This is a genomic window from Polaribacter glomeratus (assembly GCF_002954665.1).
In the GTDB taxonomy this organism is placed as follows: Bacteria; Bacteroidota; Bacteroidia; order Flavobacteriales; family Flavobacteriaceae; genus Polaribacter; species Polaribacter glomeratus.
Genome location: NZ_MSCM01000002.1, coordinates 1,433,303 through 1,445,533 on the forward strand (window position 1 = coordinate 1,433,303; position 12,231 = coordinate 1,445,533).

At 31.6% G+C, this 12,231-nt stretch carries 13 protein-coding genes; 7 read left to right on the top strand and 6 right to left on the bottom strand.

What is annotated here, in order from left to right:
- From BTO16_RS16315 to BTO16_RS16340, 6 genes are all read right to left on the bottom strand, one after another.
- A partial coding sequence (locus tag BTO16_RS16315; protein WP_170064482.1) for a hypothetical protein occupies window positions 1-256 on the bottom strand: 256 nt, incomplete at its 3' end.
- Between the two features lie 26 nt (window positions 257-282).
- Window positions 283-1,020: a nitroreductase family protein gene (locus BTO16_RS16320; RefSeq protein ID WP_105022708.1), complete on the bottom strand. Its 738-nt coding sequence runs from the start codon at window positions 1,018-1,020 to the stop codon at window positions 283-285.
- A 7-nt stretch (window positions 1,021-1,027) separates the two neighbouring features.
- Entirely contained in the window at window positions 1,028-2,062 is a 1,035-nt protein-coding gene (locus BTO16_RS16325; protein ID WP_105022709.1) for an alkane 1-monooxygenase, read from the bottom strand.
- A gap of 37 nt (window positions 2,063-2,099) precedes the next feature.
- On the bottom strand, window positions 2,100-2,783 hold the full coding sequence (locus tag BTO16_RS16330) for an RluA family pseudouridine synthase (RefSeq protein ID WP_105022710.1): 684 nt from the start codon (window positions 2,781-2,783) through the stop codon (window positions 2,100-2,102).
- A gap of 6 nt (window positions 2,784-2,789) precedes the next feature.
- Window positions 2,790-3,401, bottom strand: coding sequence for a ribosome biogenesis GTP-binding protein YihA/YsxC (yihA, locus tag BTO16_RS16335; RefSeq protein ID WP_105022711.1), 612 nt, complete (start codon window positions 3,399-3,401; stop codon window positions 2,790-2,792).
- 36 nt (window positions 3,402-3,437) lie between these two features.
- On the bottom strand, window positions 3,438-4,202 hold the full coding sequence (locus BTO16_RS16340; protein WP_105022712.1) for an alpha/beta fold hydrolase: 765 nt from the start codon (window positions 4,200-4,202) through the stop codon (window positions 3,438-3,440).
- A gap of 205 nt (window positions 4,203-4,407) precedes the next feature.
- Between BTO16_RS16340 and mraZ the strand changes: the two genes are divergently transcribed.
- The 7 genes from mraZ to murD are packed head-to-tail and all read left to right on the top strand — an operon-like array spanning window position 4,408 to window position 12,200.
- Entirely contained in the window at window positions 4,408-4,875 is a 468-nt protein-coding gene (gene mraZ, locus BTO16_RS16345; protein WP_105022713.1) for a division/cell wall cluster transcriptional repressor MraZ, read from the top strand.
- On the top strand, window positions 4,862-5,770 hold the full coding sequence (gene rsmH, locus BTO16_RS16350; RefSeq protein ID WP_105022714.1) for a 16S rRNA (cytosine(1402)-N(4))-methyltransferase RsmH: 909 nt from the start codon (window positions 4,862-4,864) through the stop codon (window positions 5,768-5,770). The genes mraZ and rsmH overlap by 14 nt, the downstream gene beginning before the upstream one ends.
- Window positions 5,771-5,820: 50 nt before the next feature.
- On the top strand, window positions 5,821-6,147 hold the full coding sequence (locus BTO16_RS16355) for an FtsL-like putative cell division protein (RefSeq protein WP_105022715.1): 327 nt from the start codon (window positions 5,821-5,823) through the stop codon (window positions 6,145-6,147).
- Between the two features lie 58 nt (window positions 6,148-6,205).
- Window positions 6,206-8,167 carry a penicillin-binding protein gene (locus tag BTO16_RS16360; RefSeq protein WP_105022716.1) on the top strand — a complete coding sequence of 654 codons (1,962 nt, stop codon included), beginning with the start codon at window positions 6,206-6,208 and terminating at the stop codon, window positions 8,165-8,167.
- 1 nt (window position 8,168) lies between these two features.
- A complete protein-coding gene (locus tag BTO16_RS16365) occupies window positions 8,169-9,632 on the top strand; it encodes a UDP-N-acetylmuramoyl-L-alanyl-D-glutamate--2,6-diaminopimelate ligase (protein WP_105022717.1) in 1,464 nt (487 codons plus the stop codon).
- Window positions 9,633-9,638: 6 nt separating this feature from the next.
- Window positions 9,639-10,865 (top strand): phospho-N-acetylmuramoyl-pentapeptide-transferase, encoded by a 1,227-nt coding sequence (mraY, locus tag BTO16_RS16370; protein ID WP_105022718.1) that lies wholly within the window; start codon window positions 9,639-9,641, stop codon window positions 10,863-10,865.
- A complete protein-coding gene (gene murD, locus BTO16_RS16375) occupies window positions 10,866-12,200 on the top strand; it encodes a UDP-N-acetylmuramoyl-L-alanine--D-glutamate ligase (protein WP_105022719.1) in 1,335 nt (444 codons plus the stop codon). It abuts the gene before it with no gap.
- Window positions 12,201-12,231: the final 31 nt, after the last annotated feature.

The following is a 12,231-nucleotide window of genomic DNA, read 5'->3' on the forward strand; positions in this document are numbered from 1 at the left end:
CCACGTATGTGTCTTTTCCTTCATGGTATGTAGTCATTTTTAGCATCCCATTTAATTCTGATTTATATTTTTTTCCTTTTATGTAATACGTTTGCTTATTTCCAACAAACTGTTTAGATTGCTCATCGGTCATCTCGCCAGTTTTGTCCTGAAATTCAATTTTAAACTTTAAAATACCTTCAAAATTTTCTTGGGCATTTATAGTTAATTGAAATAATAGAACAAATAGCATTGATACTTTTTTAATTTTTCTCATAATTTTTTTTGTAAATATCTTTAATTTTAAACCTCTTTATAAACTTCTTCAAACGGAATTCTAAAACGCTCGCCGTAAACTCCTTCTGGTTTTCTAATTCCGCAAGAAACTATCATATTTATTTCGCATCCAAAAGGCAAACCTAATAAGTTTTTTACACGCCAGGTATCAGAACCTTCCATTGGGCAAGTATCATAGCCTTCTGCAGCCATAGAAAGCATAAAGTTCTCAGCAGCCAGACCACAAGTTTTATGAGCAACAATTCGCATATCGCTGTGTCTAACTTGTCTATAAATGGGTTTAAAAAGTCCGATAACAAGAATCAATAAATATTTAAATAACCCCAATACTCCAAAGAAATCTGCATATGCAAAAGGAATGATTTTTCCGTAATAATTTCTTGCTACTTTTTCTCTACTGCTTTGTTTCTCTTTAGGGTTATTTGCGCCAAAAGTAGTGTCTAAAAAACTTAAATTCGCTTTGGCTCTTTTTTTCCATAAATCTTTTCTCGAAACAAAAATAACTAGTTGCTGCGCTGTTCTTGCTGCATTTTGATTAAAGCAAAAAGGTGCTATTTGAGCAATAATATCTTTTGAAGTAATATGATAAAATTCCCACAACTGCATGTTACTGCTGTTTGGCGCTAAGGTAGCTAGCTCAATGCATTTTTTTACAATGCTTTTATCTATTGGTTTTTCTGCATCATAAACTCTCACGGAACGTCTATAATGTATTGCTTCTGAAACTGTTTTTTTTGGCAACATAAATGGATTATGATATTTTTTTTAGACTCTTATTCATCACCAAAAACCATAAAGGAGGAAAAAATGAAAGTAACATCATTCCTGGGTAACCGGTTGGCATTTGCGGACTTTCTGGGTCTGTTTTTAAAAGTTGATAGTGTTTAGATCCGTTATAATGATGATCTGAATGACGCGATAAATTGAATAGTAAAACTTGCCCAACTTGATGGTCTGAGTTCCAAGAATGATTGCGTTTTACACGCTCATAACGTTCTTGATCGTTCTTTTTTCTAAGCAAACCATAATGTTCTATATAATTTACGGTTTCTAATAAAGTAATGCCAATAATAGCTGCAATTATAAAATAAATGAGCACTGTTTTTCCGAAGAAAAAGAAAATCAGACTTAAAAACAGCAAATTGCAAAAGGTGTAAACAAGCATTCTGTTTTGAAAGTGAAACCAACTTCTACTATTTTCATTCATTCTTTTGTTTTCTAGTTTCCAAGCTTGCAGGTAACTGGAGAAATGAGAGCGAATCCAAAAAGTATATAAAAGTTCGTTTTTTCTAGCAGTTGCAGCATCGTTGGGTGTTGCCACATTAAAATGATGACCGCCATTATGATACGGTAAAAAGTGCGTGTCTAAAGAAGTAAGCAATAAAAACTCACCAATAAATTGATCTAATCTACTTTTTCTATGTCCGAGTTCGTGACCTACATTAATGCCTAAAATTCCGCACATAATTCCCATTGAGAAAATACGTCCAAAAATTTCTGAATTCGTTAAATTAATTTCCTGTATTGCATTAAAAAAGAACATCAGAAAAATTAACTGAATGGGTAAAGTAATATATAAAAGGTAGGTGTAAAATTTGTTTTCTTTTGCGGCTTTCTCTTGATCCTTACTAAAGTTTTCTTTATTTGGTTTGATAAAAAACTCTAACAAAGGCACAAATCCGAATATAAAAAAGGCAGGTAGAAAAGTGAGCGAACCTTTGCTGGTAAAAGAAATATACACTAAAAAAGGGATGATTAATACCGAAAAGTATTTTAGTGCTTTCATTATTTAAAAAGTAATTATTCTCTAAATATAAGAATATCTAGCAAGCGTTCCAAATTACTTCATCTGGTGTAGGTGCAATTACAGAAACTTCGTCTTTAGTAACTGGGTGTATAAACACGATTTTTCTGGCATGTAAATGAATACTTCCATCTTTATTACTTCTATTAAAACCGTATTTTAAATCGCCTTTTATTGGGAAACCTATAGATGCTAATTGCGCTCTAATTTGATGATGTCTGCCCGTTTCTAAATCAATTTCTAACAAAGAATAATTGTCTAATTTTTTAAGAAGCTGGTAATGTAAAATGGCTTTTTTAGAATCTGTAATTTCTTTAGGATACACAGAAGATTTATTGTTTTTTGGATTCTTCTTTAGGTAATTAATTAACGTATCTTTTTCTTTCTTCGGATGGTCTTTTACAATTGCCCAATACGTTTTACTAATGTTTTTATCGCGCAACATTTTGTTTAATCGCTCTAAAGATTTGGACGTTCTCGCAAAAATAATAACCCCAGAAGTTGGTCTATCTAAACGATGAACAACACCTAAAAATACGTTGCCAGCTTTGTTGTATTTCTCTTTGATATATTCTTTAACAACATCACTTAAAGGTTTATCGCCAGTTTTATCGCCTTGGGTAATATCGCCAGAACGTTTGTTAACAATAATGATATGATTGTCTTCAAATAAAATTTGTAAGTTGTCTTTGTTAGAATGCATTGTCGATTATTTAAAATCTTTTGCAACATCTTCATTTACGCTACCAATAAAATCTAAAAACTCTTTACGTCCTAAACCAGTAGAAGATGAGGTTAAAAAAGTCATTGGTAACGTTTCCCAAGAATCTAGTAATATTTTTTTGTAAGCAGTAATTTGTTTGTTTAATTTAGAACTACCAAGTTTATCTGCTTTTGTAAAAACAAGACAAAAAGGAATTTGATTTTCTCCTAAAAACTGCATGAATTCAATATCAATTTTTTGAGGATCGTGTCTGCTATCAATCAAAACAAAGGTGCAAACTAATTGTTCTCTTTCTTTAAAATAGTTTTCTATAAAAAACTGAAAAATAGTTCTTTTCTTTTTTGAAATTTGAGCGTAACCATAACCAGGTAAATCTACCAAAAACCATTCTTCATTTATTTTAAAATGATTAATAAGTTGGGTTTTACCGGGTTTTCCAGAGATTTTGGCTAAATCCTTACGCTCCATTAACATATTAATTAAAGAAGATTTACCAACATTTGATCGCCCTATAAAGGCGTATTCTGGTAATCTTTCTTTAGGAGCATTGATAACGTTGCTATTGCTCATCACAAAGTCTGCAGATCTTATTTTCATAATAGCAAGTTTATTTAAAATGTTTTCAGAGAATGATTATATATTTCTAGATAAAAACCATTTATGAAGAATTGCATTAAATTCTTCTGGTTGTTCCATCATTGCTGCGTGCCCACACTTATCAATCCAAAATAAATCTGAATTTGGTAATAATTTTTGAAAATCTTCGGCAACTTCAGGTGGTGTAACTGTATCTTGTCTTCCCCAAATAATACAAGTTGGTTGATCCATTTTAGGTAAATCGGCTGCCATATTGTGTCTAATAGCGCTTTTTGCAATGGCTAAAGTTCTAATAACAGAACTTCTGTCGTTTACAATTTTATACACATCGTCTACCATTTCTTTGGTTCCTATTGCAGGATCATAAAAAACAGCTTTGGTTTTTTGTTCTATGTATTCATAGTTTCCTCTTTTAGGAAAACTGTCGCCCATTGCTTTTTCATACAAACCAGAACTTCCTGTAAGTACTAATGCAGTTACTTTTTCTTGGTAGTGTTTTGTAAAATATAAACCTATGTGACCTCCTAAAGAGTTACCTAGCAAAATTACTTTGTCTAATTTTTTATGCTCTAAAAATTCTTTTAAAAACTTTGCTAAGTTTTTAACATTTGTATCTAAAAGAGGTAGAGAATACAAGGGTAATTCAGGTATTAAAACTGTGTAACCATTTTTAGAAAAGTGATCAAATGTGCCTCCAAAATTACTTAAAGTACCCATTAATCCATGTAAAACAATGATTGCAGGACCCTCTCCAGCTTCTGCATATGTAAACTTACCTTCAGTTTTTAACGTATCAATCATTGTTTTTTTTTTGATTTTCACTAATCGCAAATGTAGTTCTTTTTTATAACATAGAAATCCATTTCTAAATAAGCAGGTCTTAGTTTTTAACAATTTTAGAAGCTGTATAAATAAGCGGAATCGCTAATACTTATTAACAATGTGGTAAAATGTGGTAAAAAGTGGTAATTTTTATATATTTTTGATATCTATAAAACAGTTTTTTGTGATAAACCTAATTGGTACATATGAATGTAGGGCAGATGCTAAAGGAAGGGTGATGATTTCATCAACTTTCAAAAAGCAATTGTCTTCTGTGTTACAAGATGGTTTTGTGGTAAAGAGAGCTGTTTTTCAGCCTTGTTTAGAGTTGTATCCAATGCAAGAATGGAACTTGATGATGGAGAAGATTAATAAACTAAATAAGTTTAAGAAAAAGAATAATGATTTTATCAGAAGGTTTACAGCAGGTGTTCAACTTGTTGATATTGATGCTACTGGTAGAATTTTAATTCCTAAAAATCTAATGGATTTTGCCGGAATTGAAAAGCAAGTTGTCCTGTCTTCATCAGTAAATATTATTGAGATTTGGGATAAGGGTAAATATGAAAAGGCAATTGATGATGCAACGGTCGATTTTGCAGATTTGGCTGAAGAAGTAATGGGAAATACAGAAGAAGATGAAGTATCATAATCCAGTTTTATTGCAACAAAGTGTAGATGCCTTGGCTATTAAAGAAGGTGGCGTTTATGTGGATGTTACTTTTGGTGGCGGAGGTCATTCAAGAGAAATATTGAAAAGATTAGGAAGTAAAGGAAAATTGTTTGCATTTGATCAAGATCCAGATGCTTTAGTAAATATTATTGAGGATGAGCGTTTTGTTTTAATTCCAGAGAACTTTAGATACATTTCTAGATTTTTAAGATTTAACGGAGTTCGAAAAGTAGATGGTGTTTTGGCAGATTTAGGCGTTTCTTCTCATCAATTTGATGAAGCAGAAAGGGGTTTTTCTACGCGTTTTGATGGTGATTTAGATATGAGAATGAATCAGAAGTCTAAAACATCAGCAAAAGAAGTGATCAACACGTATTCAGAAGAAAAATTAGCGGAAATATTGTTTCAATATGGAGAGTTAAGAAACTCAAGAAATATTGCAAAGACGATAGTGGAAGAGAGGGCAAAAGAAAAAATCGAGACAAGTTTTCAGCTAAAAAGTGTCTTAAAAAAATATTTACCAAACGCAAAAGAGCATAAAATTTTAGCACAAATTTTTCAAGCCGTTCGAATTGAGGTAAATGAAGAGTTAGAAGCTTTAAAAGAATTTTTAACTCAGATGCCTAATTTATTAAAAGATGAAGGTAGGTTAAGTGTAATTTCTTATCACTCTTTAGAAGATAGACTGGTAAAAAGATTTATAAGTTCTGGTTTGTTTAGTGGCGAACTTGAGAAAGATGTTTTTGGGAATACAGACGAGCCTTTAAAGAAAGTAGGAAAGTTGATTGTTCCTTCATCCGAAGAAATAAAAATAAACAACCGATCTAGAAGTGCAAAATTAAGAATTGCAACATTAAAAAGCAACAAGCAATAAGCGTTAGGAGTTAAGCCTAAAGTCTAAAGCTCAAAGCCTAAAGCTATTATATGTCTAAAGTAAAAAAAGGTATTTATGATTTTTTAAGGGGAAGTTTCCTAACCGATGATTCTGCTTTTCAAAACTGGCGAATACTAATTTTTGTTGTAACGCTTTTATTAATCATTATTTCTAGCGGACACAGTGCTGATAAAAAGGTTATTAAAATATCAGAATTAAATAAAAGAGCAAGAGAATTAAGAGCAGAATATGTAGATACAGGTACCATTTTAATGCGAATGAAAATGGAATCTAGCATACGAGAAAAAGCAAAGGCAAGAGGATTAAAGCCTTCAGAAACACCTCCAAAAAAAATAAAAGTAACGTATAAAGACTAATAAATTGGCAACTCACAAAAAAAGCATACTTACCAAATTCTACATAGTAGCTGCTTTTATGACGCTTTTTTTGTTTGCCGTAATTTTTAGGGTAATCAATATACAGTACGTTCAAGGAGAAAAATACAAAAAACTTTCTACAGAATTAACGATTAGGCAAGATACAATTCGTGCTAATAAAGGAAATGTATACGCTGCGGATGGTAATTTACTAGCTACATCAATGTCTAAATTTACCATAAGAATGGATGTTGTTGCGGTAGACGGAAATGTGTTTGAAAAAAATTTAGTTGGGCTATCTAAAGAGCTTTCTAAAATGTTTGGAAAGCCTGTTTCTCATTATCAAAATAAATTAAGAACTGCAAAGAAAAGAAAAAACAGGTATTTATTAATTGCTAGAAATGTTGGTTATAGCGATTATTTAAAGGTTAGAGAATTTCCTATTTTTAATTTAGGGGTTTATGGTGGTGGTTTTATTGCAGAACATAAAACAGTGCGTGCGCATCCTATTGGTAAAATTGCAGAACGCACCATTGGTTATGACGATTTTAGAGGAGAAGCTGGTATTGAGGGTGCTTTTGCAGATTTTATGCAAGGAGAAAACGGTTTACGTTGGAAACAGAAGTTTGCAAAAAATCAATGGAAACCAATCTCTGATGTAAATGAAAAAGAGCCAATTGATGGTCATGATATTATTACAACTATAGATGTAAATATTCAGGATATTACGCACCATGCTTTACTAAGTCAGTTAGAATATTATGAGGCGGATCATGGTTGTGCGGTAGTTATGGAAACTGCAACTGGCGAAATTAGAGCAATTTCTAATTTAGGAAAATCATCAAACGGTAAGTATTTTGAAAAAAGAAATTATGCGGTTTGGGAAAGTCATGAACCTGGTTCTACCTTTAAGCTAGCGAGTTTAATGGCTGCTTTAGATGATAAAGTAATAGATACATCTACAGTTATCGATACAGAAAAAGGAATTTTTTATGTTAACAATAGAAAAGTTGAAGATTCTCACAGAGGCGGTTATGGTAAAATTTCTGCAGCAAGAGTTTTTGAAGTTTCGTCTAATGTTGGTATTGTAAAAATAATTAAAGAGCATTATGATGATGATCCTCAAAAATTTTATGATAAAATTGAAAAATACGGATTCACAAAACCAATCGGTTTTCAAATAAAAGGAGAAGGAGTACCTTATGTGCCAAATCCTAAAGATAAAAATTGGAGCAAAATTTCATTAGAATGGATGTCTTGGGGTTATGGAATTTCTGTTACACCGATGCAAATATTAACGTTTTATAATGCGGTTGCTAACAACGGCATCATGGTAAAACCTCGTTTTGTAAAAGAATTAAGAAGACATGATAAAACAGAGAAAATTTTTGAAACAGAAGTTATAAACCCTAAAATTGCTTCGGATGAAACGTTGAGGAAGCTTAGAAAAGTAATGGAAAATGTAGTTGTAAGAGGTACTGCGGCAAACATTTATTCTCCTAATTTTTCGATGGCAGGTAAAACAGGAACTGCAAAAAAATACATGCCAAGAATTAAAAATGACAAAGGCGAATGGGAAGGCGGTTATTATTCAACCAAAAATTACGTAGCTTCTTTTGTTGGTTTTTTTCCTGCAGATGAGCCAAAATATTCGTGCATTGTGGTAGTGCATAACCCTAATAAAGATACTGGGTATTATGGAAACTCTGTGGCTGCACCAATCTTTAAAGAAATTGCTCAAAAAATATACACAACAACACCTATAGATAACCAAACGGTAGAAGATAAAGTTGAGTTTGCTTCTATAGATACCCAATACAAAGCATACAACAAAGCTATCGTTAAAGAGTATACAAACGTACCAGATGTAGAAGGTATGTCTGGTATGGATGCAATTTCTTTATTAGAAAATATAGGATTAAAAGTAAAATTCTCTGGAGTTGGTAAAGTCAATTATCAGTCTATAAAAAAAGGAGAAAAATTAGTAAAAGGAACAACCATTATTTTAAAACTTTCGTAAGTTGAAGAACTTAAAAGACATATTATATAAGGTTTCAATTCATCAAGTATTTGGTAACACAGATGTTGATGTACATCAGCTTGTTTTCGATTCTAGAAAAATTGAAAAGAACGATGTTTTTGTTGCTCAAAAAGGAGTTTCAGTTAATGGTCATCTATATATTGAGAAAGCAATTTCCTTAGGTGCAATTGCAATTATTTGTGAAGATTTTCCTTTGGATAAAAAACAAGGAATTACCTATGTTAAGGTTGAAGATGCTAATGTAGCTCTGGCAATTATGGCTTCTAATTTTTACGAAAATCCTTCCACAAAATTTGCGGTTGTTGGCGTTACAGGTACAAACGGTAAAACTACAATTGCATCACTTTTATACCAGTTGTTTCATAAAGCGGGTTATAAAGTTGGATTACTTTCTACAGTTAAAATTTTGGTTGATGAAACCGAATTTAAAGCAACACACACAACGCCAGATTCTGTAACTATCAATATGTATTTAGACATGATGTTAGAGGCGGGCGTTGAATATTGTTTTATGGAAGTGAGTTCTCATGGAATTCATCAGAAAAGAACAGAAGGATTAACATTTGCTGGTGGAATTTTTACAAACCTATCGCACGATCATTTAGATTATCACGACACATTTGCAGAATACAGAAATGTAAAAAAAGCATTTTTTGATTTTTTACCAAAAACAGCATTTGCTCTAACAAATATCGATGATAAAAACGGCGACTTTATGTTGCAAAACACAAAAGCAAGAAAGAAAACCTATGCTTTAAAAACCGTAGCAGATTTTAAAACTAAGATTTTAGAAAAGCAACTATCAGGAACTTTAATTTCTGTGGATGGAACCGAGGTTTGGACAAAATTAATTGGCGTTTTTAATATTTACAATTTAACAGCAATTATTGCTACAGCAGAATTGTTAGGTCTAGAAAAACTAGAAATTTTAACAATTGTAAGTCAGTTAGAAAGTGTAAGTGGTCGTTTTCAATATATAATCTCTGATGACGGAATTACAGCAATCATTGATTATGCGCATACGCCAGATGCTTTAAAAAATGTGTTAGAAACCATAAATGATATTAGAACAGGTAACGAAAAAGTAATTACCGTTGTGGGTTGCGGTGGCGATAGAGATAAAACGAAAAGACCAAAAATGGCGCACATTGCTGCTCAATTAAGCAATCAAGCAATTTTTACTTCGGACAATCCAAGAACAGAAAATGCACAAACCATTTTAGATGAAATGGAAGTTGGTGTTTCTGCAGAAAATTATAGAAAAACATTAACGGTTTTAGATAGAAAACAGGCAATAAAAACCGCTTGTAAAATGGCTAAAACAGGAGATATTATATTGATTGCCGGAAAAGGACACGAAAATTATCAAGAAATAAACGGAGTTCGTACTCATTTTGATGATTTAGAAGAAGTAACAAACTGTTTTAATCAACTAAAAAAATAAGTAAGAATGCTGTATTATATATTCGAATATTTAGATAGTCAATTTCATATACCTGGAGCAGGAGTGTTTCAATATATCACATTTAGAGCCGCAGCAGCTTTTATTTTGTCTTTGTTGATATCCGCAATTTATGGTAGAAGAATTATTATTTTTTTACAAAATCAGCAAGTTGGTGAAACTGTAAGAGATTTAGGGTTAGATGGTCAAAAGCAGAAAACAGGTACTCCAACAATGGGTGGAATTATCATCATTTTAGCAACTCTAATTCCGGTAATTTTATTAGCAAAACTAGACAATATTTATATTGTAATCCTTTTAATTACTACTGTTTGGATGGGGTTTATTGGTTTTTTAGATGACTATATTAAAGTATTTAAAAAAGATAAAGACGGTTTAAGTGGTAAGTTTAAAGTATTAGGTCAAGTGGGTTTAGGAATCATTGTAGGTTCTATGTTGTACTTTAATGACGGAGTAACTATTAAAGAGCAATTGCCTTTAAATGAGCAAATAACGCAAGCGGATGGTAGAAAAACAGTGTACGGCGAAGCTCATAAATCAACAAAAACTACGGTACCTTTTTTTAAAGACAACGAATTAGATTACGCTAAAGCTTTTAATTTTTTAGGAGAAGGTTTTGAGAAATATGGATGGATATTTTTCATTTTTGTTACTGTTTTTATTGTAACAGGAGTGTCTAACGGAGCAAATTTAACAGATGGTATTGACGGTTTAGCGGCAGGTTCGTCGGCAATTATTGTTATTACATTGGCTGTTTTTGCATGGGTTTCTGGTAATATTATTTTTGCTGATTATTTAGATGTAATGTACATTCCTAATTCTGGTGAAATGACAGTTTTTATTCTGGCATTTGCAGGAGCATTAATTGGTTTTTTGTGGTACAATACGTATCCAGCTCAAGTTTTTATGGGCGATACAGGAAGTTTAACAATTGGCGGAATTATAGCTGTGATTGCAATTTCTATACGTAAAGAATTATTGTTACCAATTTTAGCAGGAATATTTGTAATAGAAAATTTATCAGTAATCATGCAAGTTTCTTGGTTTAAATACACCAAAAAGAAATATGGCGAAGGTAGACGAATCTTTAAAATGGCGCCTTTACATCATCATTTTCAAAAAAAGAGTTACCATGAAAGTAAAATTGTAGTCCGTTTTTGGATTATTGGAATTTTATTAGCAGTGTTCACCATTGTAACGCTAAAATTAAGGTAAATGAAAAGACTTGTAATTCTTGGTGGAGGAGAAAGTGGTGTAGGAACTGCAATTTTAGGAAAACAAAAAGGCTATAAAATTTTTGTTTCTGATAAAGGTAGTGTTTCAAAAAAATATAAAGAAGTTCTTTTAAATAATGAAATCGATTTTGAGGAAAATCAACATACAGAAAGCAAAATATTAAATGCTGATGTTGTGATGAAAAGTCCTGGAATTCCAGATAAAGTGGAGTTGGTGAAAAAATTGAGAGAAAAAGGAATTCCGGTTATTTCAGAAATTGAATTTGCAGCACAATTTACAGATGCAAAAATTATTGGTATTACAGGTTCAAATGGTAAAACAACAACAACACTATTAGTACATCACATTTTAAAAAAAGCAGGTTTAAATGTTGGAGTTGCAGGTAATATTGGAGACAGTTTTGCACAACAAGTAGCAGAAAATCAGTATAAAAATTATGTATTAGAACTAAGCAGTTTTCAGTTAGACGGTATTGAAAATTTTAATAGCCACATTGCAATTTTAACCAATATAACGCCAGATCATTTAGACAGATACGAGTATGATTTTAATAAATACATAGCATCAAAATTTAGAATTACAAAAAATCAAACAACATCAGATTATTTAATTTACGACGCAGATGATGAAGCCATAAATAATTGGTTAAAAGTTAATAAAACACGCGCAAAATTAGTTCCGTTTTCGCTGGAAAAACAGTTAGAATACGGAGCGTATATCAAAGACAATAACATAATTATCAATATTACTAAAGATATCATTCACATGCCAATATCAGCATTATCAATCAAAGGAAAACACAATACAAAAAATGCAATGGCCGCAACAATGGCTGCTCAATTATTAAAAGTTCGTAAACAAACCATCATGGAAAGTTTGGAAGATTTTGAAGGAGCAGAACATCGTTTAGAAAATGTTGCGAAAATTAGAGATGTAGAATATATTAATGATTCTAAAGCTACAAACGTAAATGCAACTTTTTATGCTTTAGAATGTATGGATAAGCCTACGGTTTGGATTGTTGGTGGTGTAGATAAAGGAAATGATTACAACGATTTATTGGCTTTAGTTAGAGAGAAAGTAAAAGCAATAGTATGTTTAGGTCTTGATAATGATAAGATTAAAAATACTTTTGGTAACGTAGTTGATATTATTGTTGAAACTGCTGGGGCAGAAGAAGCTGTAAAAGTCTCTCATAAATTAGCAGAAAGAGGTGATGTTGTTTTATTGTCTCCTGCATGTGCAAGTTTCGATTTGTTTGATAATTACGAAGATAGAGGTCGTCAATTTAAAGAAGCAGTTAGAAATCTTTAGGTGGTTTAATTAAAGTTAAATAAAAAATTAA

Coding starts and splice junctions, on each gene's coding strand:
- BTO16_RS16360 (WP_105022716.1), top strand. CDS start 6,206: ATGACGCTTTTTTTGTTTGCCGTAATTTTTAGGGTAATCAATATACAG.
- BTO16_RS16340 (WP_105022712.1), bottom strand. CDS start 4,202: ATGATTGATACGTTAAAAACTGAAGGTAAGTTTACATATGCAGAAGCT.
- BTO16_RS16320 (WP_105022708.1), bottom strand. CDS start 1,020: ATGTTGCCAAAAAAAACAGTTTCAGAAGCAATACATTATAGACGTTCC.
- murD (WP_105022719.1), top strand. CDS start 10,866: ATGAAAAGACTTGTAATTCTTGGTGGAGGAGAAAGTGGTGTAGGAACT.
- rsmH (WP_105022714.1), top strand. CDS start 4,862: ATGAAGTATCATAATCCAGTTTTATTGCAACAAAGTGTAGATGCCTTG.
- BTO16_RS16330 (WP_105022710.1), bottom strand. CDS start 2,783: ATGCATTCTAACAAAGACAACTTACAAATTTTATTTGAAGACAATCAT.
- BTO16_RS16355 (WP_105022715.1), top strand. CDS start 5,821: ATGTCTAAAGTAAAAAAAGGTATTTATGATTTTTTAAGGGGAAGTTTC.
- BTO16_RS16325 (WP_105022709.1), bottom strand. CDS start 2,062: ATGAAAGCACTAAAATACTTTTCGGTATTAATCATCCCTTTTTTAGTG.
- yihA (WP_105022711.1), bottom strand. CDS start 3,401: ATGAAAATAAGATCTGCAGACTTTGTGATGAGCAATAGCAACGTTATC.
- mraY (WP_105022718.1), top strand. CDS start 9,639: ATGCTGTATTATATATTCGAATATTTAGATAGTCAATTTCATATACCT.